Genomic DNA, 22,806 nt, shown 5'->3' with positions numbered 1-22,806 from the left:
GCTATGGCAGCGTTAAAATTGCTAAAACGTTGAATAAACGCGGCGTGAAGGTAAGTGAGCGAACAGTTTCTCGTATTATGACAAAGAACCAATGGAAGTCTTGTACGGTCAAAAAATATAAGGCTACTACCAATTCGAAACATCATCACCCAGTAAGTGCAAACATTTTAGATCGACAGTTTACGGCTAGTAAACCAAACCAGTCGTGGGTAGCGGATATCACGTATGTTCCGACTAATGAGGGCTGGTTGTATTTGGCGAGCGTAATGGGCTTGTATTCCCGCAAAATCGTAGGTTGGGCCATGAATAAAACCATGACAAAGGAATTGGTGATCTCTGCACTAACCATGGCTTACAAGCGTCAAAATCCGGAGAAAGGCGTCATTCACCATTCAGACCGAGGAGTTCAGTATGCTTCTCATGAATATCAGAGACTGTTAAAAAAGTACCACATGATAGGCAGTATGAGCCGAAAGGGAAACTGTTATGATAATGCTTGTATTGAATCTTTTCACGGTATTCTTAAACGTGAGCTAGTATATCAAACAAATTCATTCGACTTTGGATTATCATACACCGAACGAATTTGAACGCATGTATGGAAATTCAGCAGCTTGATTTCACCTTCATAAAAAATTTTAAACCGTTCTTTATTTAAAATTTTTTATGAAGGCCACCGAGCGAAAGCGCGGTAGAAATCTGTGTCTATTATCTTGACGTAGTATCAATTGTAGAAGGAACTGGAATATCACAAGGTTCCCTGTATCGAGAAATCAATCAGCGGAAACTTGAAGAAACACAGAAGTGATAAATCTCTGTGTTTCTTCTTTTCTAATATATTTATTAAAACCAATGTTTACATTTCCAGGCACGTTTTTTCTGTCTATTCCTAAATAAATTTTTAAACTCTTACTTTGTAGGTTCTACAATTATTTTAATTCCACCTATCCATCCTGCTAAAAAGTTTTCAATAACTATTATTGGCTTTTTGTAGGGTTCAATTGTTGTTGGTGTAAATGGATTACTTGTTAATTTTCTGTATCCTTTTTGTATCTGCTCCGCACCAATTAACCTTGTATTTAGAATTTCTTCACTTTCTGGACCGGCAGGATCAGGTTTTAAAGATACTTTAACAATATGGTGTGCCACAGTTCCTTCATCTTCTGGTTTAACATATACTGTAATTTGATAAGGGATATTGTTTTCCAACTCCACTTGTTTGTATATAGCTACATGTTTATCTGAATAAAATACCCATTTTCCATTAAGAGCATTTTCTTCATCTTCTTCTAGAGTAATAGATTCACCAGAGAAGAATTTCCATCCCTTAGGATCACCATTCTCCCATCCATCATCAATAACAGGTACCGTAACAAGAATTGATTTTTCATCACTTTCTTCATAGCTATTTACTACTTTATACGTGACATGATATTCACCTGGTTTCGAAGTATCTACATTATTAGATTCTACTGTGATTTTATCTGTTATATCTCCATCTATTGGATCTGTTGCTTTGAGTCCAATTGGTTCATAATTTAATGGATCAAATGCTAAGTCTTTTTTAATTGCTACATCGTGTGCCGCTATAGTTGGTTTCGTATATACTACAACTTCTATTGATTTTTCATCGCTTTCTTCATAGCTATTAACCACTTTATATGTTACACGGTATGCACCTGGTTTAGATGTATCCACATTATTAAATTCAACTGTAATTTTATCTGTTATGTCTCCATCTATTTCATCTGTAGCCTTAAGACCAATTGGCTCATAGTTTAACGGATCAAATGCTGTACCTATTTCAATATCAACAGGATTTGCTTCTATAGTTGGTTTTGTAAAGTATGCTTCAAACAAAGTAATTCCGATTTGATGCTTGTTATTAGCAGCCCCTGTAGCTGAGCCAATAATAAAAGTGTATTTCTGATTTAAATCAAATGCAGGATTTAATAACGTCCATTCTCGATATCTTGGGCTAGCTGATTTAGTAGAAGTATCATTATTTTTCTCTTGAAGACTTGCTGTTAGTTTGTTGTTACGTGCATCCCAATTAATAGTTAGAGTTCTCCACTTATTATCAGGTGCAGGAATTCTTTGCATAGGGGCTAAAGCTGTTAAATAGTTCCTGTTTCGATCCGTACTAACAAATCCGGCATGTGGTCCATTCATTTGGCCATGACCAAATGAATCACCTGTTTCATCTGAAGATGCAGTCCAATACGTATCTAATTCAAATCCTATTCCTTGTGGTGCTGATAGAATCCCTAAGCCTCCTCCTCTATCACCGATAAACCCAATTGATCCACGATGAAATGCTATCGCAATCCCATCAGCCCCATTTCTTGACCCTAGGTATATATCTGCTACGAGAGTAAAATCATGTCTCATATCTAGCGCGGTTTTCCCAGCAATCGCACCTGCTTGAGAATTTATAGCTTCTGTTAAGGTTGTAATGTTAGTATTAGGATCAAATTTAGCAGAACCATTTATGCTACATATGTTACGAATATCAAGATATTGACTCTTTTGTACCTCTTTTTCGATGGTAGATTTAGAATTCATATTTCTCTTCCTTTCATAAAAGATTAATTGAATATTGTGCATAAAACCAACCTTTTTTCCATTGAAGATTTACTGGTAAAGAAATAAAATTACAATACGTATCCCCCTTAAAAAATATTCAACAGCATAATTAAAATACCATTTTATGTAACTTTCCAAAAGTTAAATCTTATAAAATAGGTTGAGAAATATAGTTATTAAAATTATAAATGAACAAAAAGAATTTGTTTTGTAATTGGCTGAGCGCTTCATGTGTCTTCTATAAGGAATTTATATATCATTTTTAGAAGGTGCGCTTTTATGAATAGAAACCTTACTTCTTCTCAATGGAAGCAACTAGATAAGTTATTAAGTGTAGGAAAAGGATACAAGTTTTCGTATTTATCGTGGCTTCGACAACCTTCAGGTGTTGTTTCTGTTAAAAATTTTCACAAGATTATAGATCGAATAGAGTTTATCCCAAAATTTAATTTACCTTTAGATAACGGTAGAGAAGTGCATCAGAATCGATTGCTACAGATGGCACGTGAAGGATCACGTTATTCCAATCAACATTTATCCAGGTTTCATGAGCTCAAACGACATGCAACTCTTATGGCCTTTCTCATTCATATATATGCTTTTTTAACAGATCAAGGAATAGAGATGCTCGAGAAACTAATGGGTAGAATGTTTAATCGTGGAGAAAAGAAACATAAGGAACATTTTCAAAAGGACGGAAAAGCGATTAATGAAAAGGTTCGTTTATACGTAAAAGTTGGAAAAACTTTACATTGAAGCAAATGAATTAGAACAAGATCCATTTGAATCTTTACAATCTATTATTTCATGGGAACAATTTGTACAATCAGTGAAACAGGCTGAAGAACTAGCCAGACCAGCAGAATTTGATTATTTAGATCTACTAGATAATCATTATGGACATTTTTGGAAGTTTGCACCTAGATTATTAAGAACGTATGTATTTAAAGCCTCTAAAGCGAGCCATACGTTATTTAAGGACCTAGAGATGTTGAAAGAAATCAACCAAACAGGAAAAAGAAAAATCCCTGAAACAGCTCCGATGGATTTTCTTAAGTCGAAATGGTTCAAGCATGTGATTAAAGAAAATGATTCCAGATGAAGTCGAAGATCTAACTAGACTTATTTATAGTGTATTACCACGTATTAAATTAACAGAACTATTGGTAGAAGTAGATAGCTGGACACATTTTAGCAAATATTTTGTTCATCTTCATACTCAAACTGAGCCAAAGGATAAATCCATATTATTCGCAGCTATTTTGGCTGATGGAATTAATCTTGGTCTATCAAAAATGGCAGATGCATGTCCAAATATATCTTATACACAATTAGCTTGGATATCGGATTGGTATATAAGGGATGAAAATTATTCCAAAGCTCTTGAAGCAATTACTGATTTTTAGCATAAATACCAGTTCTCTTCTCATTGGGGAGATGGTTCAACTTCATCTTCTGATGGATAATTCTTTAGAGCTGGTGGTCAGTTCAGTCTGTTGGCACAAGTAAATGCAAAGCATGGTAGGGATCCAGGATTAAGTGAATTGGATGTAGTAGGTTTGAATTTAAAGACCAAAACGGCCTACCTTTGTGAAGTAACAACTCATATTCGTGGATTGCTGTATGGGTCTAATCAACAAACGGTAGAGAAGATTAAGAAAAAACATGAAGTGCAGAAGGAATACGCATCGCTACTATTAAATGACTTTCCTAATCGAGTATACATGTTTTGGTCACCATATGTACCAGAAGGATATATAACGAATGAACTTCGTAAGGTAGAAACATTACAGCTTATAATAAATAAGGAATATACGAACTGTGTTGATGAAATGAAATCATTCGCGGCACTCAACACAAATGATTTAGGAAATCCATTTTTGCGCATGTTGCAAATTTTAGAGCACTTGAGGTAGTTTGATGAAAATCATATACTAAAATATAGTAATTAATTGTTATTGCAAGGGGAAAAATTAGGTTAGAGAAACAAATGAAAAAGCAACTATTAGCAGGGGCATTACGGTTATCCTTATTATCAAATACCATACCCAAAACAAAACACTCCTCTAAAAACAGAGGAGTGTTCTCTTTAAATTCAAGAAGCATCCGCACTCTCAAACTGACTATTATAAAGCGAAGCATAAAACCCATCAGCCTTCAACAACTCTTCATGATTACCTTGTTCTACAATATCCCCGTCTTTCATAACAAGGATTAGATCGGCATCACGGATTGTTGATAATCTGTGAGCGATGATGAAGCTTGTTCGGCCTTTCATGAGGTTTTCCATCGCTTTTTGAATGAGTACTTCTGTACGCGTGTCGATGGAGCTTGTTGCTTCGTCGAGTATTAAGATTTTTGGATCCGCTAGAAGGGCACGGGCAATTGTGAGTAATTGCTTTTGTCCTTGGGATACGTTGCTTGCTTCTTCGTTTAGTTCCATTTGATATTTGTTTGGTAATGTTTTGACGAAGCTGTGTACGTGTGCGGCTTTCGCTGCTTCGATGACTTCTTCGTCGGTTGCATCGAGTCTACCGTAACGGATATTTTCCATGATGGAGCCGTTAAATAGCCATGTGTCTTGGAGTACCATACCGAACATGCTGCGCAAGTCTTCGCGCGTAAAGTCTTTTATGTCGTGACCGTCGATGCAGATGGCACCGCTGTTTACGTCGTAGAAACGCATTAATAGTTTTACGATCGTTGTTTTACCCGCACCGGTTGGGCCGACGATTGCAACTTTTTGGCCAGGTTTGATACCAGCTGAGAAGTTGTTGATGATCGTTTTATCTGGATTGTAACCAAACTCAACATCTTTGAAAGTAACTTCTCCGTTTACTTTTTCCAGCTTCACTGGATTTTCTGATTCTGATATTTCTTCTTCTGCTTCTAAAAATTCGAAGACTCTTTCGGCAGCAGCAGCTGTCGATTGGAGCACGTTTGCAATTTGCGCTACTTGAGCGATTGGCTGCGTAAAGTTTCTTACATATTGAACGAAGGCTAAAATATCGCCAACTGCAATTGTTCTCTTTGCAGCAAGCCATCCACCTAAAATCGATACGGCTACGTAACCGATGTTACCGATAAACATCATAATCGGCATCATCATTCCGGATAAAAATTGGGACTTCCATGCCGAGTGGTAAAGGGTATTGTTTACCTCTTCGAATTTTTTCACTTCTTCTTCTTCTGTGTTAAAGGCTTTGACGATATTGTGACCACTGTAAATTTCTTCAACTTGCCCGTTTACATGTCCTAAATATTCTTGCTGGGATTTGAAGTATTTTTGTGATCGTTTTACGACTGCCATGATGAGCATCATCGATACTGGCAAGATTAAGAGTGCCACTAATGTCATTTGCCAGCTGATGGATAACATCATGATGAGTACACCGATGATTGTAATCACTGATGTGATAATTTGCGACATACTTTGATTTAACGTTTGGCTCACCGTATCTACGTCATTTGTAATTCTCGATAATACTTCTCCGTGCGTTGTTTTATCAAAGTATTTCAGCGGCATCCGGTTAATTTTCTCATCAATTTCTTTTCTGAAGTTATAAGATACTTTTTGAGCTACTCCAGAAATGATATAGCCTTGGATAATGCCAAACGTAGCGCTCAGTATATATAATCCAAGGAGTAAAATGACAATGTTTCCGATATAGGTAAAGTCAATTGCGGCACCTGGTGCTCCTGTTACTTTGCTTACGAGTCCTTCGAAAAGTTTTGTTGTCGCTTTTCCTAAAATTTTTGGACCAACGATTGTAAAGGCTGCGCTACCGATTGCGAAAAAGATAACGATTAAGATTGATAATTTATAGGGCTTCAAGTATTGAAGGAGCTTATTCATCGTTCCTTTGAAGTTCTTTGCTTTCTCAATCTTTCGCATGCCGCCGCCCATATGACCACCGCCGCCAGGACCAGGGCCACCTTGTTTTCTATTTTCTATTTTTTTATCGCTCATGATGACAACTCCTCTCTTGAAAGTTGTGATAAAGCAATTTGCTTATAAACTTCACAGTTCTCCATAAGCTCTTCATGAGTACCAGTTCCGACGATTTTTCCTTCATCCAGTACAATGATCTTATCTGCATTCATAATCGTACTGATTCTTTGGGCAACAAGTAAAATCGTACTTCCTGCAAGTTCATTGTTTAAAGCTCTGCGTAGTAGCGCGTCTGTCTTAAAGTCAAGAGCTGAGAAACTATCATCAAATATGAAGATTTCCGATTGCTTCGTAAGAGCACGCGCGATAGAAAGTCGTTGTTTTTGACCACCGGAAACGTTCGTACCACCTTGTGATATTTCTGTACGGAAGGTTTCTGGTTTCGCGTGAATAAACTCCATCGCTTGAGCGATTTCTGACGCTTTTGCTAGTTCTTCTTCGGTCGCTTCTTTTTTACCGTATTTCAGATTACTTTCGATTGTACCCGAGAAGAGAACTCCTTTTTGCGGTACATAACCGATTTTCTCTCGTAATTCTTTCTGAGATACTTCTCTAATATCAGTGCCGTCGATTAAAATTTGGCCGCTGGTTACATCGTAAAAGCGCGGAATTAAGTTAATTAATGTTGATTTCCCGCTGCCTGTACTTCCAATGAAAGCCGTTGTTTCACCAGATTTTGCGGTAAAGGTGATATGAGAAAGCACATCTTCTTCTGCACCTGGATATTTAAAGCTAACATCTTTAAATTCAACGTAACCTTTCTTGTCTGACGCAAATGTTTTTGTTTCTTTTGCATCGCGAATAGAAACGTCAGTGTCTAGAACTTCGGCAATACGCTGTGCGGATACAGAAGCACGTGGAACCATAATCGATACCATTGAAATCATTAAGAAGGCCATGATAATTTGCATTGTATATTGCATAAACGCCATCATATCACCAACTTGCATATTTCCCATGTTTACTTGGTGCGATCCAACCCAAATAATGAGTAACGTAACAGCATTCATGATCAGCATCATCATTGGCATCATAAATGACATTAAACGGCTGACAAATAAATTTGTTTTTGTTAAATCTTGATTTCCTTTTTCAAATTTCTTTTCTTCATGCTTTTGATTGTTAAATGCACGAATGACAAGCATGCCTGTTAACGATTCACGCGTGATTAAGTTAATTTTATCGACTAACTTTTGAATCATTTTAAATTTAGGGATGGCGACGCTAAATAAACCGATAACTAAGCTTAAAATTGCGATGACCGCAACGCCGATAATCCAGCCCATTGAAAGGTCTGTGTTCAGCACTTTAATCATGCCGCCTATGCCTAAAATTGGTGCATAGCATACGATTCGAAGCATCATGACCATCAGTGTTTGCACTTGCTGGATATCATTTGTACTTCTTGTGATTAAAGAGGCAGTGGAAAACTTATCAAACTCCGCATTCGAGAAGCTTGTAACTTTTCGAAATACTTTCTTTCGAAGATCTCTGCCGAGTCCTGCCGACACTTTTGCTGCTAGTAAACTTACGATAACGGTAGCTGCCATACTTACTAATGATAAAAGCAGCATTTTCCCGCCCGAAGTGAGAATATAATTGGATTGAAGTTTACCTGTATCGATACCAATCGTTTTATACTCATTCTCAATGAATGAAACAGCGGCCTGTGTTATCATGCTGCCTGGCATCTTTTTAAACTTTTCATCCGCTTTTTCTTTCATCGCATTGATTTGATCTTGAGGAAGTTTGGCAATGACTGTGAAAGGATCTGTATTTGGCGGAAGCTTCATCTCTGTTTTACTGTCAGTGCCGCCTTTTTCAATTCCTTGTGTAATTAACATCGGTTTTCCAAAGAGATCGTTCAGTTCACTGATTGTATTTTTATCCGTTGTATGTAGCTTATAAAGTGGTTCTTTATCAAGCTTTGGATAATCTTTTAAGTCATTTTTCAGTTCACTTTGAGAAAGATTGTTCTTATCTAACAGTACATAGTTGTCAGTTATTGTTTTCTTCTCTTTGTCATTCATAAAGAGCGTAAGTTTATCCATCTCACTTTTACGAATGACTTCAGGTACTGCGTTTTCGACACCTTTTTGTTGAATCCCTACATTGACAATGTTAGACATGTAGTCTGGCAGCGATAGGTCACATACTGCTTGTACAGTTAAGAGACATACAACTGCAATGATGGAAGCAACAAATGGTTTTAAATGTTTGATGATCTTGAACATTTAATTCATCTCTCCATTTTCCGTTTCTAATTTTTTTAGTTTTTTCTTTTTTCTTCAGTTTACCCGCTCTTTATCTATCTTCAACTACAGATTAATTCTATGACTATATTAAGATGTTATGCAACTTTTAGAGCTTAGAATATAAAGATAAATTGAAAACCTTAGGGAGAGGATTTGGTCATGCGTAGAAACGGTCAGTACTAGGTGTGTTGGTTAACCAAAAATAGGAAGTCTTAAGTCAATGAGGCTTCTAAACCAAGAAAACCCCCACCTCAACATTCAGTAAAATAAAGAAGTTAGGTGGGGGGCATAAAAGTCCGATTGATAAGGGCTGATAAGAGTTTCGCCTTATGAGAGAATGCGTTTTTCCCCTTGGATTTCTTGAATTGGGTTGATATTTTGTGTGAATTCAAGGGTGCCCATGTATTCTCCATCTTCACTCCGTATAGCGAAATAGCGAATGTATACATATTTATCTTTTAACTTAATCCAGAAATCTTCACAATCTTTGTTTCCAGATTTAAAGTCTTCCAAGAGCTTTTCAACGACATGAACGCTTTTCGGAGGATGGCAGTTTTGAACTGTTCTGCCGATTATCGCTTTTGTGCGAGCAAAGATTCGTTCTTTTCCATGAGAGAAGTAACGTACAACATCATCTTGATCAATGTACGTAATATCCACAGGCAAGTGGTTCAACATCATATCTAGTTGTTGTAAAGATAGTATGCCTGTTTCTAAACGAATGAACCCTTCAGACATAGCCTGCTCTTGCACTGCTTTTCTTTCAGGTTTCCATACACTCGCAGGACCTGTTAAACAATAGCCAATTTCATCACTTTCATGAGCGATTTTAATCCATTCATCTTCTGTAAGAGTTTGAAGTGCCATTGGAAACAAAATGTTTTCCTCTTTAAAAATCATTTCAGTTACCTCACGGATGACAAAGTAAATGCCGTCTAAGACCGTCTTTTTATCTCCGTTATAGTTTGTTAATGTTTGTTTCACATCTTTAATGGCGTTACGAATGACGTCATCGATTCCCCACATTACTTGTGTAGGTCCAAAAATTCCATATTTCTCTAAATAAGGGAAAAGTAAATTTTCTTTACGGCTGTAGTGTTTATCCACATCCAACAACAGATTTAAATCTTCAATTAGTTTATAAATGTTTTCTGCACTATCTTCTTTCTTGAAACGTTCGTAGTGAAGTTGAAGTTTGAAGTTAACAAGCTTATCAATTTTTTTGTTTTCAAGCTTAAATGTATGAATTGGATGCCCAGCTTGATCTTCGGGTTTATCGGATCGATGGATTTCTTCAATGGAACCTTTAAAAATAGCTGTATGCACCGAGCATAAACGTTGTACTTCTTCCACTGGAATTCCTTCTTCTTCCATGAGTGCCTGTTCAAGCTTTGAAATTTCCGCGACGGTAATATTCCCGACTGCTTCTTCAAATTGAGCCTTCACTTCTTCCACACTTTTTCCATTATGAAGATTTTTAATAATTTCCTTTAAGATAGCCTGTCTTTCAAATTTATTTATACTTTCTTGTTCACGATTGTTAATTATTTCGCTCATAAGAATTCTCCTCTATTCTTTAATGTTAAATCCATTATTTTCAAAAGTTTTTTTAACTACATCGAACGAAATACCCTTCATCCGGCAGCCATTTGGAATAGTCATCACCCGGCCGGCTGTGTTCAGCATGCCCGGTTTTGTTATTTGTTCAAAACCTAGTTCTTTTAAGATAGGGATGATCTCAGGGTGTTTGTTAGCCAAATCGCAAACGGTTTGACTAAAATCAATTATCTTTGTCATCACTCTCACCTCGGAAATAAATGATATTAATTCTCAAGAATAATGTAACATAGAGATAATGAATAAGAAGTGAGGAAAATCACACGCCTGTTTTTTGGAAATTTGAAGAGAAAACTAGGAGCGTTAGTGGAGTACGCTGTGTAAAAAGAAGTACAAGAGGCCGTAATAAAAAGAAATTTTGTAACTACTCAGTCACTCTATGAAAAACCGATAGAAAAGCATTTTTTTAGTGGTCGAGAGGGACTGGCTATGTATAGTAGCGGTCAGGGCCTTTTCCTCTTTAAATAAGATGACGTGCGGCTTGCAAGGTGGCGAGTTTGTTGTGATTGGCGCGCGGCCTTCCGTAGGAAAAACAGCGTTCGCTTTAAATATTGCGTTTCATGCGGCAAAGTCAGGTGCAGCAGTTGGGTTGTTTTCTTTAGAGATGAGCGATAAGCAACTATTAAAACGGATGGTTTCCTGTGCTGGCGGGGTATCAGGGAAGAGGCTGAAAAATCAGAAGAATCGTTTCACAATTGAAGACTGGGAGAAAACAAGCCAGGCATTTGCAGAAATTGGGGAGCTCCCGCTAGAGATTTACGATAAAGCAGGGGTGACAACGCAGGACATTTGGGTGCAAGTCCGCAAGCTAAAACGAAAGTATCCAAATAAAAAGCTGCTCGTCATCATTGATTACTTACAGCTCATTACAGGCGACTCGAAGTATAGAGGAAATAGATTTCAAGAAATGAGTGAAATCTCTCGCAAACTGAAATTGCTCGCTCGTGATTTAAATGTGTGCGTCGTAGCACTGTCACAACTATCCCGTGCGGTTGAATCGCGAAACGATAAGCGCCCGCTTTTATCTGATCTAAGGGAGACAGGACAGATTGAGCAAGATGCCGATATCATTATGTTCATGTACCGGGAGGATTATTATGATAAGGAAACAGAGAACAAAGATGTGACAGAAATTCATGTGGCAAAGCATCGGAACGGGCCTGTTGGGGTAGTGAAGCTGCGGTTTTTGAAAGAGTATGGGCGATTTGTGGAGTGATGTATCGATTGAAGGCACACAAAGTTATTGGTATGCGATGATTTTGGTCGTTTAAATTTTACTATTTTTTGTATTATTTACTTTTGTATTGAATGCTGTTACGATATTGATATCGTTTTCATAACTTAATGCATACTTTTTTCGGAAGCGCTTAATTGAAAATTTATATGCATTTCAAATGTACGGTCTGTTGTAAATTTTTCTAAATACAAGCAGTTCCTCTGCCACATGTTATTGGAGAAGAGGAATTGCTTTTTATCGTTAAAACTATGAAAAAATGAATGTATGATGTGAGGAGGTATCGTTGTGAAAAACAGTTTTGTTTTTCACAAGAATATATATGGGTAATGTAGGATTATTGATTTCTGGTGCAGCGCTCTTTTTAAATAGCCTTGTGATGCTAGGAAAAGCGGACGAAAAGAGTGCAGGTGTTTTTAATTTATTTGTAGGTGTATTGCAAATTATTATTCCTTTCTATTTAATTGTAGTATCTGATCAAAGTAATTGGACAGTCTATTTATATGCAGCTACTTTTTTGTTTGGCTTAACTTATTTATATGTAGGAGTTACTTTCATTGCAGGATTGAAGGGTGATGGATTAGGCTGGTTTTCTCTTTGGGTAGCGATTATTGCACTATTCTACATGATTGTAGCTATTATACATTTTCATGATATAGTTAATGCGTTAACTTGGTTTATGTGGGCATTTCTATGGTTCTTATTTTTTGTTTCTAATGCCCAGAAAAAGAGCATCAATCATTATATTGGAAAAATAGCTTTTGTACAGTCATGGGTTACACTAACTTGCCCTGCTCTTCTTTCCCTTATAGGGGTATGGGAAACTTCTTATGTATATAATTTATGGATATGTGTATCTATTCTTTCGATTATATATTTCTGTGTTTGTACGTTTAAGCTGAAAGGAAATGTAAATGCTGTTCATAAAAATATAGATACTCATACCATTGAAAAGTGTGGAAACACCAAGTGAAGTGAATTTACCAACCTATTTATTTAGAAAAACGCGATCAATTCCTAAATGAGGATTAGAAATTGATCGCGTTTTTGTTATGAATGTATTTATATTAAATATCTTCTGTCGGTTCTCGTTATTCTGCAAAGGTGAAATGTAAAAGTGGGTTAATGATATGTAATGAAACTAACTTTTAAGTAACAAGGATTTTGTGATTGTTACATTGCTGAAGAAGATACACCTAATGAATGTGGTGCCAACAATTCCATTGTATAATATAGCTACAACATAAAAAGCCATGATACCCTTCATAGAGTAACATGGCTTTTTGTGTTGTCCCATTAAAGGATGCGTCTCTAATGAAACACTTCTACATGTTATAACATTACGAATAGAAAAGTTGGTCAAGTAACTTTTGTAATATAAGCATATCACTTCACAAAATGTTTAAAATTAGTATTTTTTCCTTTAATAACTGAAAAAAAGGGTATTTTCATTATTGTATTTGTGTGCATAGTGTTTATAGGGTGTACCATGACATTTTGATTGGCAGAAAATTATCAACAATTCATGAAAAAATTCTAATAACTAGCATTTATTAGCAATGTTGATTTATAATTGATGTTTACATTTTTGATGGTTTTAAAGAAAGGTAATATATGTATGCATAATTTTATTTGTAGTTTAATAGATGATAAAGCAATAAAAAGACAAATCAAGATACTCGAGGCTTTAAATAATGAGCAAAAATTAGTATCGTCTCAAAAGCTTGCAGATCTGTTGCAGTGCTCGACACGAACAATCAGAAATGATATTTCACAATTAAAAAAGCAATTGCCCGAAAACTGGAAAATTATTAGCGTGAAAACGAGAGGATACATTTTAATCAAGCCAGTGGAAGAGTCGATATTACCTGTGATTCATTCTTATTTGACAGAAAGTGCACTTTATAAAGTGATGTTAGAAATCTTTCATAATAAATATTACACATTAGAAAAATGGTCTCAAATTCTATATATGAATAAGTTAACTTTGAGAGCCCATTTAAAAGATTATAATAAAATGTTAAATAAAAGCGGGTTAAATATTAAATTCAGGGATCTTCAACTTGAAGGAGATGAAATCAATATAAGATATTACTATATTGCTTTCTTTTACTTTACACAACAATTTTCCGATAGACCTTTCTTGCCGGTTGATTTAAGAAAAAAAGTGCTAGCGATCCTCTATAGTAACGAAGTTCCTATGGATATTTTATTGTTACGCAGTATTGTTTTTGTTTTTATTAATCGATTTTTTAATAGACATTGTGTAACGAAAGAGGTAACAGGCAAGCCTATCTATAGTCACAAGCAATTAAAGTGCCTCAATGAAATTATTACAGAAATTGAGAATTATTATAAAATCGAATTTCCAAAATATGAAAGAGATGCCTTGCATGTATTTTTATTTTTTGGATTAATAAACACAAGTTCACAGGGGAAGGCAACGCTTGAGTATGTAAGTGCATGTGATCAGGAGCTTTATAAAAAGTTCATGAATTTCATTGATACTCTTTTAATAGACAATCCATTATCGAGTGAACTAAAGGGGAAATTAATAGTGGAAGTCATTCCATATTTTTATAAGGTGTGTATCTCCAGAGAACTTAATTTCTCGATTAGTCATATCTTTGATCCAATCCATTCTTCGGACAGTATATTATTACGAAATTATAAGGAAAACGTATCTCTCATTTCACGTTGGAATGAAACAGACAATGAGAAACAATTTACGAAAGATGAAATAAGATATATCGCTTCTCATACAACTGCAGTTCTCAACTCAATCTGTAATGAAATCAACATTGCACTCGTACTGTCTGGGACAACCATTGACAAAAATCTTATTTATAGGAAGTTGAAACAAAGCCTCGGGGAAAATGTAAGTATACATAAAATTCCTAACTATGATATGAAATATGATTTTATCATTAGCAATTGTCATTTATCAGATATAAGGACTCCTGTCATTTATATTTCTCGCATGTTAACTGCTTATGAAATTGATTCTATAAAAAATCGGATTTTTGATTTGGATTAAAGATAGACGTAGGCACCCTTGATAAACAAAAATTGATTCAATTTATTGCTGGAATTCGCTTTGCAACGGATAAATTCCTATGCAAAGCGAGTAAAGGAGTAAGTATAGAAGAAGAGGTGACTGGTAGCAATCAATATATTGATTATCACTAGCAATGAAAGTATAATAATGGTAGAGATGTAATGAAAGGGGAATTGAGATTCTACATGTGGCAAATGTTGTAATGATTACGAAATGAAATAAATAGCGTGCTTGTCCTATACATAACAAGGGTGGAGTCTGTCTATTTATTGAAACAATAATCATACAAGGGATGCATGGTGTGGAGTGATCGTTCCATTTACTAGGCGGATACCTGTGTGTATCGGCTTTTATTTGTGATGAGAGTAATACATCTCTATTTACACATATCATCGTGTCCCTATTTATTAGGGGGAATATGAAATGACACATTTACAAAATAAAGTTGCTCTTGTAACAGGAGTAAGTAGTCCAAGAGGGATCGGCACGGCTATATGTCGTGAATTGGCTTCTCGAGGTATAGATATCTTCTTTACGCATTGGCAGTCTGAAATTGATTGGCCAGAGAAATTTCAAAAAGAGATGTTGGAATGCGGAGTTCGCTGTGACAGTTTAGAAATTGACCTGTCAGATGCAAATGCTGCATTTGAAATAATGGAGACTGTTTCCAAGCAGTTTGGTTCTCTATCGATTTTAGTGAATAACGCAGCATATTCAACAGATGATGGATATGCAAAGTTGGATGCTCATATACTTGATAATCATTATGCTGTAAATATGAGAGCAACTTTTCTTCTTTGTGTGGAATTCGCTCGTCGCTTTGAGAAAGCGAATAGAGATGGAGGAAGAATTATTAATATGACATCTGGACAAGAGTTAGGACCAATGATTGGGGAATTAGCGTATGCTGCAACAAAAGGAGCAATTGCCGCTTTTACGAAGTCGTTATCGGCAGAGCTTGCTCCTTTAGGGATTACGGTTAACGCGGTAAACCCAGGACCAACAGATTCAACTTGGATGAATGATGAAATTAGAAAACACCTGTTGCCTAAATTTTTAATGGGACGCATTGGCATGCCGGAAGATGCAGCACGCATCGTGGTATTTCTTGCGAGTGACGATGCGAAGTGGATCACTGGTCAAGTGATGAACTCAGAAGGTGGGTTTTTGCGAAGTTAAATGAAGTAGTTGTTGATTATATATAATAAAAGAAATCTGTATCGCGGGATTACTGAGTAATCATTGATACAGGTTTTTCTTTTTATAAGTAGGTTGTTATGTTCACGAATAATGAAGTGTTTCTGTACACAAAAACATCACTATTCTCCCGTTTCTTCTAAATTGATGAGAGAATAGTGATTTTGAAACTTATTCACATGATCAATTGGAATCTCTCGTTACTTATCATGGATTCTTTGTGATTTGAATTGCTGAAGCTCTATCATTCCAATACGCATCCATATTAGCAGTTTTACCATACCACTCATAATGTCTAAACATGACTCCTTGGCCATATCCCTGAGATGAAGTATGCTCCCACAGCGTTGTTGCGTAGCTTGCAGAAGGTGACGCTGTACTTAAGGAGGAAATTCTGTCATTCCAGCTAGAAGATAAGTTTGTAAATCCACTACTCCAATAAATATACTGTCCGCCTTTATTTGCATGCTCATAGAAATCGGTACTTCCAGGACCGCTTCCTAGAGGCTTAATTACATTTTCATGTTGAGGTTGTGTTACATTTTTAAAGCTGTGCTTATCTTTTTCAATAAAAGCATCCAAAGCTTCTTTGCTCGTAAAACCATATGCTAACCAATCTCCCTTGTTATTCTGTTTAGGTAAAACTATGGTTACCTTTATGTCTTTGTTAGATTGGTTATTCACTTTGGCCAAGGTGTTCACATTCTGTTCATCTACAGTTAAATACTCGAATGATTTAATCGTATAATCTTTTTCTGCCTTTTCTGCACTTGCTGATATCGTTCCCAATCCTCCAGTTAATGCAAAACCAGCTGCTAATGCTCCTACTACTAACTTCTTGAACATACAACCATCTCCTCTTTGCTTGGATTTTTTTGGTACAACTTAAATGTATATCGCTTTTATAGTTTTGTAAATATTGTGAATTTTTAGAAATAAAAAACAGAATATTTGATGTTTTCTATTTAATTTTTAGAAAAAATACAATTAAGGAATTTTTTTCTAGTAAGCTTTCTAATTTTTGATAAAATGTTCTTTCATGTAGCCTTCAATACTATTAATTGTTAGTATATCTTCAGATGATATCCGCTTTTCAGGATGCTCGCTTCCTTTGTAGGACAATATAATCGTAAATTGTTTTTTTGTTTGTGTCGTTACTTTGTAGTATGTAAGAGTTTAGAAAAATACTTCCTTTTTTGTGTTCTAAACCCCATTGGTATATTAGGTATAAGAAGTATGAAGTTGAATCATATGTAAATTAATAACAAAAAAAGATTTAAAAAAATCTCCAATTATTATATAATATAAATATATGGATTTGAAAATAAAAAGGAGTGATTGAGATGAAAACACCTGTATTAGATGCTATTTTAAATGCAATTATTGATTTTTTCCATTTCCCACGTTGCTAGTAAATAAAGACAAAACCGGCTCCTTTTTGGAGTCGGTTTTGTTTTTATGGAAGCGTATATTTTTATTAAAATGTAATAGCCCATCCTTTTTTTGCTTTGGGCGGTTATAAGAAAAGGCGTGGCAGGTACACACTATTGATTTTTTAGAAATGAATAGGCAATGTTCTATGGTATAAGAACCAAAAATATCTTAATATGGTTCTGGTGCAAAAACCATTTGATAGAGATATAGAACCTACATGGCCTATTCAATGACAGATTATGATGCAATTCCAAACAACTTATGTATGAACCCAACTTCATTTTGAGCAGACTTCACCTGTAGGTTAAGTTGTCTTTTTTTCATCATATGCATGGCTTCAACGCCGCTCAATATAGAAGTGGCTGTTTCATATGACTTGAATCCTAACATAGAACGTACACGTTTCTTAATGAAACGGTAATCCTGTTCCACTATATTATTGAGATATTTAACTTGCCTTATTTGTATGCCTTCAGGCATACGTTTCTCTTCTTTTAACTCTTGAATCGCTACGGGATAGGCTGGGTTCTTGTCTACTGTTATAACACGAGGTTTACAAATATGAGAAGCAGCCAAGGCTTTCTTGAAAAAGCGCTTGGCTGCTTGTTTATCTCTTGATTCACTTAGATAAAAATCAATGGTGTTTCCTTCAGAATCTACTGCGCGATATAAATACATCCATTGACCTTTTACTTTCACATACGTTTCATCGACTCTCCAGGAATCATTTGTCGTCTTAAGATGACGTCGTACTCTTTCGTCTAATTCAGGTCCATATTGATGCACCCAACGCATAATGGTGGTGTGAGCAATAGACAAACCTCGTTCCTCCATCATTTCTACCAAATCACGAAAACTGAGGTTGTACCGTAGGTACCATCTCACAGTTAATAAAATCATATCAGGTTGATAATGCTTCCATTTGAACAAATTTTCCTTTTTCATACCGATCACACACCTTTTTTAGAGTAATAGTATCAGTATGTCCAAGATTTAGAAGTTACTTGCATGTATCTTGAAGTTTTTGCACCGGAACCCCTTTTTAGTTATATTAAGCATAAATACAAGGAGGAAAAGAAATGCGTTCAAACAAATATAACACCTTAGCATTACTTTGTATGATGTTGTTTTTTATTACTTGGGTATTAATATTTTTATATGGAAATTATAACTATTCTGCTAATGATGCTGGCAGTAATTTTACTCCTGCTGAGATGAGAATATCGATTGTACTTGATATTTTACAGATGGTATTCCTTGTGATGTCTTTTGTATTCGGACTGATTGCGTATTATGGTTCAGAGGAAAAGGGAGGATATGCAGGAATATACATCTTAACATCTCTCGCCTTGTTTATATTGACAGGGCTTTATGATGTTGTAATAGTTTACATATTAGTAACTGAGCCAATACATTGGAAGCTTTTTTTCATGTAATTATTAAACAAGAAGTGCTGGTGAAAGATAACATCTCTTTCTAAATAGGGTACCGCCACATCGCTATCAAGTTAAGCTCATAGGGGTCACTATATCATTCTGGGAAAATTGTACGCTAAGGGATACAAAACCTTATCCTGGCAGCATTTTTAATAGATAAATACATGTTCAGAAAGATAAAATTCAAAGATTAATTGAACATTGAATTATGTACACACTTTATGAACGTGATTATAGCTAGAAACCCTTGATATTATTGAATTCTATGCTCTGTTCATAAACATACGTTTTTGAGATTAGATGATTCCCTTAGAGTAGTAAAATCAACGTTTTTTCATGTCGAATTTTGCTTAGCGTATATTTTCGTTAAAATGTTGGCTGTACGCCTTCATGAAGTTATAAAATTAGGACCGTACATATTAGACATATCTAAAATGTACGGTCCTTTTGTTTACTAGTGGTTCACTTATCTAACCTAAAGATAAGTATGTGGTCCTTTTACAATTTGAATTTCTTTTTAAGCTTCTTATATTTTCTATATGAACGTCTAACAATGTTTAACATGAAATACGGTATTTTAACAGGGAAAGGCAATTTATAAATGAAAGGCAAGTAAAATGTAAAATATGCCTTTTCTAGGTCTCTCCACTTACTATCTTCTTTTGTTTTTAAGAAATCAGATACATCGACTACATATCCCCTTCCGTTTTCCATCATCACATTTTTCCCGTGAACATCACAAGGAGTTAATCCTTGTTCCCTTGCATACTCTAAAGCTTCATTGATATCAAGGATTACCTGCTTAGGAATTTTAATCCCCTTATGAATAGCATCGTATAAGGTAATTTCTTTTAAACGTTTCAATACTATGAAATTTTCTCCTTTATATATAAGCTTCGAATAAGAAGGATGATTTCCGATTCTTCGGTATACTTCTGACTCTTTTTCAATTCCTTCTCCTTCTCGCGCGTAAACTTTCACTACCCAATCTTTGTATTCTTTGTGCATAAATACTGCGGCATAATTACCTGTCCCTAAACACTTCCAAAGTCTAGGAATATCTTTAACTACTACAGGCTCGAATTCATCCTCACTTCTTATGCTTACCTCTTTTAATAATTCGTCCTTTATCAATCCCACAAAACTATTTATACTCATCATTTCCACTCCGGTTTTGCTAAAAGGGGGCCCACCCACATTTTAACGAATGTTGGTGCTACCTCAATTACTATCTTAACAAATTAAAATTTTGTCTCTCTATTCTTTCATTCTTTCCTCATACTGTTTAGCAAGCTTATAAAAAGAAGAACGTTTGATGCCATACTTTTTCATGGCTCCTACTGCTGTAATTGAACCAGATTTCCATTCCTTGTAAGCATCCGTAAATTCTTCTGTTATTTCGACAGGCGGACGTCCTAAACGTCTACCTTGTTTTCTGGCAAGAGCAATTCCTTCAGCTTGACGTTGTTTAATATCAATGCGCTCTTTTTCTGCAAAGGCAGATAATATTGTCAGTGTTGCTTTTTGAATTGCGCTCTGAATAACATCATTTGTACTTTCTCCAGTGTAATTGACGTTAATGTATGGTTCCTTTATAAATTGTAAATTTACTTTATGTTTTTCGTAATATCTAAATTCTCCTAATGTATCATTCATATTTCTTCCAAGTCTTGTCAAGGAATCAAACACAATGGTATCTCCTGTACGAACAAGACGTTTTAGCATTTGATAATTCTCTCGCTCCATATTTTTTCCAGATTCTTTATCTATGAAAATATCCCGTTCTTCTATCCCTAAATTCTTCATATTCTGAATTTGCCGTTCTTCGTTTTGATCTTTACTCGAAACTCGCACATATCCAAATTTTTTATGTTTCATATGCTACACCTCATTGATAATTATAACAATTATGTCTGTAAAGGTATATAAAATAAACGGATGTTTATAGACGTGGTTTTTTATAGTTCCCTATGTATCTGTAAAGGTATACTTTTATAGACAATAAAGGTCACTTAAAGATGTAACTTTCTAATAATAAGAACAAACGTTTCGGTATTTTTGTATATATATGGTACAATTGATTAATACAGTAAAAGGAGGAAGATATATGAGCCAAGGACAATCAATAAGCATAGAAGCAAATAATGATATTAACGAAATTAGTTTTGCTTTGGATATAATTTCTGATGAGTACTCAAACTATTATTATGTGCTGGGAACAACTGTGGAACACGGAAAATTAACTGAGGTAAAAATCTCGCATTCTTATTATGAAGATTCTTTCTCAGAAGTACTTCATGATAAAATTGAAGATAAATATAAATTTAAACATATTGGGCATATTCTTCGTGATCGCTTACTCAGAAAATTAGAGCTCGTAAAAGAAAGAAATCGTAAAATTTTCACTATCCAAGAATTACTTGCAAATGGTATTAAAGTTAATGTTATGAAACCAACTCAGATGCATCCTAGAGCTAACGATAAATAAAAAACAGTGAGATATGAACTCACTGTTTTTTATTTTCCCTGTAAGAATTGTTGTATCTGGGGTTCAGCCGAGATACATGTAATTTTGGATTATAGTCTGTATTTTATTTCCATTATCAGATTTCTGTGTAACAAAAGGTGTTTTACTAATAATATTAAGAATTATTTTGATACAGTATTTTGGGTTCTGGTGCAAAAACTTCAAAATATTTTTGATAACATTGGTATGAAGTGTGTGAAGCATTACATTTAAACAAGTTATCACTAATGTTATAATTTATCTATTTCAATACATTTAAAACTACTCATAAGTAGGATTATACGAATTAAGGATTGTTAAGAAATATATATTTAATGGAGAGAGTTACAATGAATAATGAAATATTGAATGATTTGATTTTGTCTGTAAATAGTAAGAATCTTCATGTTCTGAATGTAGTTGTTAGGAACAATGGAAATATAATTGCAAAACATGATTTTGAAGAAGAAAAGCCTGCTCTTTTATATTCAGTAAGCAAAACATTTACATCAATGGCAGTCAGTATTGCCATTAGAGAGGGTTACTTTAAAATTAATGACCATGTTATAGATTTTTTCTCAGATATACAACATGACCCAATGAATGAATACCTAAAAGAGATGACTATTCATGATTTGCTTTGCATGGGAACTGGACATGCAGAATGCCCAGTTATGAAGGCTGATTGGAGTAGTGGTCAGGAATGGGATATTTCACAATTATTCTTTGATGAACCGATTGTATTTAAACCAGGTACTCATTTTACATATAACAATGCCGCAACCTATATGCTTTCCAAAATAATAAGTATTACTACAGGAAGTAACTTGGATGAATACTTAGATAGAAGAATATTTAAACATTTAGACATACCAAAACCTAAATGGGATACATGTCCAAAAGGAATTCCACAGGGATTCTCAGGTTTATATTTAACAGCAGAACAATTATCCAGATTCGGGCAATTAATTCTCGATAAAGGTGTCTGGAAAGGTAAGCAACTGATTCCTTCAAGTTACATTGAACAAGCAACATCTGTCCAAATAAAGACCAACGATTTTAATCCTTATTTTGCTACGGCAGACCATCATCAAGGATACGGCTATCAAATATGGATGAACTCTTGCTCTAATTCATATCGTATGGATGGTTTATATGGTCAATATGTTGTAATGCTGCCAGATAAAAATGCAGTTATAACATATATTTCAAATGAACCACAAAATATGGTGGGTGTTCTTGAACTTACATGGGAGACATTAATCGATAAACTATAATCTTATCGAGGATTATGTGTTGTTATGTTAATACGCATTCTTCTTATTATATGTAACAAAGATATTTTCTTGTTCAAGTAAACAAGCTAATAGAAACATATTGTTATGCCATTAAAGGGCGCTTTAATTGAGTAATGAAAAAAGCCTAATTTCTTCGCATTAAATTGAGAAATTAGGCTTTTTAATATTGAAATTCCCTTAACGTTGTAAATTCGCATTTTCCTGACGCTACCCCTTCCAGGGGACATTTTTTA

Annotated in this window: 16 protein-coding genes and 4 pseudogenes; 11 read left to right on the top strand and 9 right to left on the bottom strand. The window is 35.0% G+C overall.

Annotated elements, in window-relative coordinates; translation table 11 throughout:
• Together V7024_RS01945 and V7024_RS01940 are read left to right on the top strand one after the other, a co-directional pair.
• A pseudogene (locus V7024_RS01945) lies at window positions 1-548 on the top strand (IS3 family transposase); the annotation flags it as partial.
• A 170-nt stretch (window positions 549-718) separates the two neighbouring features.
• A pseudogene (locus V7024_RS01940) lies at window positions 719-808 on the top strand (recombinase family protein); the annotation flags it as partial.
• A gap of 101 nt (window positions 809-909) precedes the next feature.
• Here the strand turns inward: V7024_RS01940 and V7024_RS01935 are convergent.
• Window positions 910-2,565: a lectin-like domain-containing protein gene (locus V7024_RS01935; protein WP_335514899.1), complete on the bottom strand. Its 1,656-nt coding sequence runs from the start codon at window positions 2,563-2,565 to the stop codon at window positions 910-912.
• Between the two features lie 300 nt (window positions 2,566-2,865).
• Between V7024_RS01935 and V7024_RS01930 the strand changes: the two are divergent.
• Both V7024_RS01930 and V7024_RS01925 read left to right on the top strand, forming a co-directional pair.
• Window positions 2,866-4,127, top strand: a pseudogene (locus tag V7024_RS01930) (Tn3 family transposase); the annotation flags it as partial.
• Between the two features lie 3 nt (window positions 4,128-4,130).
• Complete coding sequence (locus tag V7024_RS01925) at window positions 4,131-4,502, top strand: hypothetical protein (RefSeq protein ID WP_335514901.1); 372 nt, start codon at window positions 4,131-4,133, stop codon at window positions 4,500-4,502.
• A gap of 179 nt (window positions 4,503-4,681) precedes the next feature.
• On the opposite strand, the gene V7024_RS01920 is transcribed toward V7024_RS01925, so the two are convergent.
• From V7024_RS01920 to V7024_RS01905, 4 genes are all read right to left on the bottom strand, one after another.
• Window positions 4,682-6,556, bottom strand: a complete 1,875-nt coding sequence (locus tag V7024_RS01920; RefSeq protein ID WP_335514896.1) for an ABC transporter ATP-binding protein — start codon at window positions 6,554-6,556, stop codon at window positions 4,682-4,684.
• Window positions 6,553-8,772 (bottom strand): ABC transporter ATP-binding protein, encoded by a 2,220-nt coding sequence (locus tag V7024_RS01915; RefSeq protein ID WP_335514893.1) that lies wholly within the window; start codon window positions 8,770-8,772, stop codon window positions 6,553-6,555. The genes V7024_RS01920 and V7024_RS01915 overlap by 4 nt, the downstream gene beginning before the upstream one ends.
• A gap of 348 nt (window positions 8,773-9,120) precedes the next feature.
• On the bottom strand, window positions 9,121-10,350 hold the full coding sequence (locus tag V7024_RS01910; protein WP_335514890.1) for a DUF438 domain-containing protein: 1,230 nt from the start codon (window positions 10,348-10,350) through the stop codon (window positions 9,121-9,123).
• 12 nt (window positions 10,351-10,362) lie between these two features.
• On the bottom strand, window positions 10,363-10,590 hold the full coding sequence (locus V7024_RS01905) for a DUF1858 domain-containing protein (protein WP_335514887.1): 228 nt from the start codon (window positions 10,588-10,590) through the stop codon (window positions 10,363-10,365).
• Between the two features lie 271 nt (window positions 10,591-10,861).
• On the opposite strand from V7024_RS01905, the pseudogene V7024_RS01900 reads away from it, so the two are divergent.
• The 4 genes and pseudogenes from V7024_RS01900 to V7024_RS01885 all read left to right on the top strand — a co-directional run.
• A pseudogene (locus V7024_RS01900) lies at window positions 10,862-11,626 on the top strand (DnaB-like helicase C-terminal domain-containing protein); the annotation flags it as partial.
• A gap of 340 nt (window positions 11,627-11,966) precedes the next feature.
• A complete protein-coding gene (locus tag V7024_RS01895; protein ID WP_335514882.1) occupies window positions 11,967-12,617 on the top strand; it encodes an AmiS/UreI family transporter in 651 nt (216 codons plus the stop codon).
• Between the two features lie 645 nt (window positions 12,618-13,262).
• On the top strand, window positions 13,263-14,681 hold the full coding sequence (locus V7024_RS01890; RefSeq protein WP_335514880.1) for a helix-turn-helix domain-containing protein: 1,419 nt from the start codon (window positions 13,263-13,265) through the stop codon (window positions 14,679-14,681).
• 444 nt (window positions 14,682-15,125) lie between these two features.
• The gene (locus V7024_RS01885) at window positions 15,126-15,881 is read left to right on the top strand and encodes an SDR family oxidoreductase (protein WP_335514878.1); all 756 of its coding nucleotides are present in this window, start codon (window positions 15,126-15,128) and stop codon (window positions 15,879-15,881) included.
• A gap of 225 nt (window positions 15,882-16,106) precedes the next feature.
• Here V7024_RS01885 and V7024_RS01880 read toward each other — a convergent pair whose 3' ends face one another.
• Both V7024_RS01880 and V7024_RS01875 read right to left on the bottom strand, forming a co-directional pair.
• Window positions 16,107-16,745 carry a hypothetical protein gene (locus V7024_RS01880; protein WP_335514876.1) on the bottom strand — a complete coding sequence of 213 codons (639 nt, stop codon included), beginning with the start codon at window positions 16,743-16,745 and terminating at the stop codon, window positions 16,107-16,109.
• An 825-nt stretch (window positions 16,746-17,570) separates the two neighbouring features.
• Window positions 17,571-18,278 carry an IS6 family transposase gene (locus tag V7024_RS01875; protein ID WP_335514873.1) on the bottom strand — a complete coding sequence of 236 codons (708 nt, stop codon included), beginning with the start codon at window positions 18,276-18,278 and terminating at the stop codon, window positions 17,571-17,573.
• Window positions 18,279-18,412: 134 nt separating this feature from the next.
• Here V7024_RS01875 and V7024_RS01870 point away from each other — a divergent pair, with 134 nt between their 5' ends.
• Window positions 18,413-18,769, top strand: a complete 357-nt coding sequence (locus tag V7024_RS01870; RefSeq protein ID WP_286117266.1) for a hypothetical protein — start codon at window positions 18,413-18,415, stop codon at window positions 18,767-18,769.
• 498 nt (window positions 18,770-19,267) lie between these two features.
• Here the strand turns inward: V7024_RS01870 and V7024_RS01865 are convergent, their stop codons facing one another.
• Both V7024_RS01865 and V7024_RS01860 read right to left on the bottom strand, forming a co-directional pair.
• Complete coding sequence (locus V7024_RS01865) at window positions 19,268-19,927, bottom strand: serine/threonine protein kinase (RefSeq protein WP_141497420.1); 660 nt, start codon at window positions 19,925-19,927, stop codon at window positions 19,268-19,270.
• Between the two features lie 99 nt (window positions 19,928-20,026).
• On the bottom strand, window positions 20,027-20,647 hold the full coding sequence (locus tag V7024_RS01860) for a recombinase family protein (protein ID WP_335514868.1): 621 nt from the start codon (window positions 20,645-20,647) through the stop codon (window positions 20,027-20,029).
• Window positions 20,648-20,876: 229 nt separating this feature from the next.
• On the opposite strand from V7024_RS01860, the gene V7024_RS01855 reads away from it, so the two are divergent.
• A complete protein-coding gene (locus V7024_RS01855) occupies window positions 20,877-21,257 on the top strand; it encodes a hypothetical protein (RefSeq protein WP_335514866.1) in 381 nt (126 codons plus the stop codon).
• Window positions 21,258-21,625: 368 nt separating this feature from the next.
• Window positions 21,626-22,552 (top strand): serine hydrolase domain-containing protein, encoded by a 927-nt coding sequence (locus V7024_RS01850; RefSeq protein WP_335514863.1) that lies wholly within the window; start codon window positions 21,626-21,628, stop codon window positions 22,550-22,552.
• Window positions 22,553-22,806: the final 254 nt, after the last annotated feature.

Source organism: Bacillus sp. JJ864 (assembly GCF_036963045.1).
Classification (GTDB): domain Bacteria; phylum Bacillota; class Bacilli; order Bacillales; family Bacillaceae_G; genus Bacillus_A; species Bacillus_A pseudomycoides_C.
This window is presented reverse-complemented; position numbering and strand designations above follow the sequence as displayed.

What these genes read in the sequence shown, in the direction of transcription:
- V7024_RS01915 (WP_335514893.1), bottom strand. Translation starts at nt 8,772, where the DNA reads ATGTTCAAGATCATCAAACATTTAAAACCATTTGTTGCTTCCATCATT.
- V7024_RS01905 (WP_335514887.1), bottom strand. Translation starts at nt 10,590, where the DNA reads ATGACAAAGATAATTGATTTTAGTCAAACCGTTTGCGATTTGGCTAAC.
- V7024_RS01895 (WP_335514882.1), top strand. Translation starts at nt 11,967, where the DNA reads ATGGGTAATGTAGGATTATTGATTTCTGGTGCAGCGCTCTTTTTAAAT.
- V7024_RS01890 (WP_335514880.1), top strand. Translation starts at nt 13,263, where the DNA reads ATGCATAATTTTATTTGTAGTTTAATAGATGATAAAGCAATAAAAAGA.
- V7024_RS01885 (WP_335514878.1), top strand. Translation starts at nt 15,126, where the DNA reads ATGACACATTTACAAAATAAAGTTGCTCTTGTAACAGGAGTAAGTAGT.
- V7024_RS01910 (WP_335514890.1), bottom strand. Translation starts at nt 10,350, where the DNA reads ATGAGCGAAATAATTAACAATCGTGAACAAGAAAGTATAAATAAATTT.
- V7024_RS01860 (WP_335514868.1), bottom strand. Translation starts at nt 20,647, where the DNA reads ATGAAACATAAAAAATTTGGATATGTGCGAGTTTCGAGTAAAGATCAA.
- V7024_RS01875 (WP_335514873.1), bottom strand. Translation starts at nt 18,278, where the DNA reads ATGAAAAAGGAAAATTTGTTCAAATGGAAGCATTATCAACCTGATATG.
- V7024_RS01920 (WP_335514896.1), bottom strand. Translation starts at nt 6,556, where the DNA reads ATGAGCGATAAAAAAATAGAAAATAGAAAACAAGGTGGCCCTGGTCCT.
- V7024_RS01850 (WP_335514863.1), top strand. Translation starts at nt 21,626, where the DNA reads ATGAATAATGAAATATTGAATGATTTGATTTTGTCTGTAAATAGTAAG.
- V7024_RS01935 (WP_335514899.1), bottom strand. Translation starts at nt 2,565, where the DNA reads ATGAATTCTAAATCTACCATCGAAAAAGAGGTACAAAAGAGTCAATAT.
- V7024_RS01880 (WP_335514876.1), bottom strand. Translation starts at nt 16,745, where the DNA reads ATGTTCAAGAAGTTAGTAGTAGGAGCATTAGCAGCTGGTTTTGCATTA.
- V7024_RS01865 (WP_141497420.1), bottom strand. Translation starts at nt 19,927, where the DNA reads ATGAGTATAAATAGTTTTGTGGGATTGATAAAGGACGAATTATTAAAA.
- V7024_RS01870 (WP_286117266.1), top strand. Translation starts at nt 18,413, where the DNA reads ATGCGTTCAAACAAATATAACACCTTAGCATTACTTTGTATGATGTTG.
- V7024_RS01855 (WP_335514866.1), top strand. Translation starts at nt 20,877, where the DNA reads ATGAGCCAAGGACAATCAATAAGCATAGAAGCAAATAATGATATTAAC.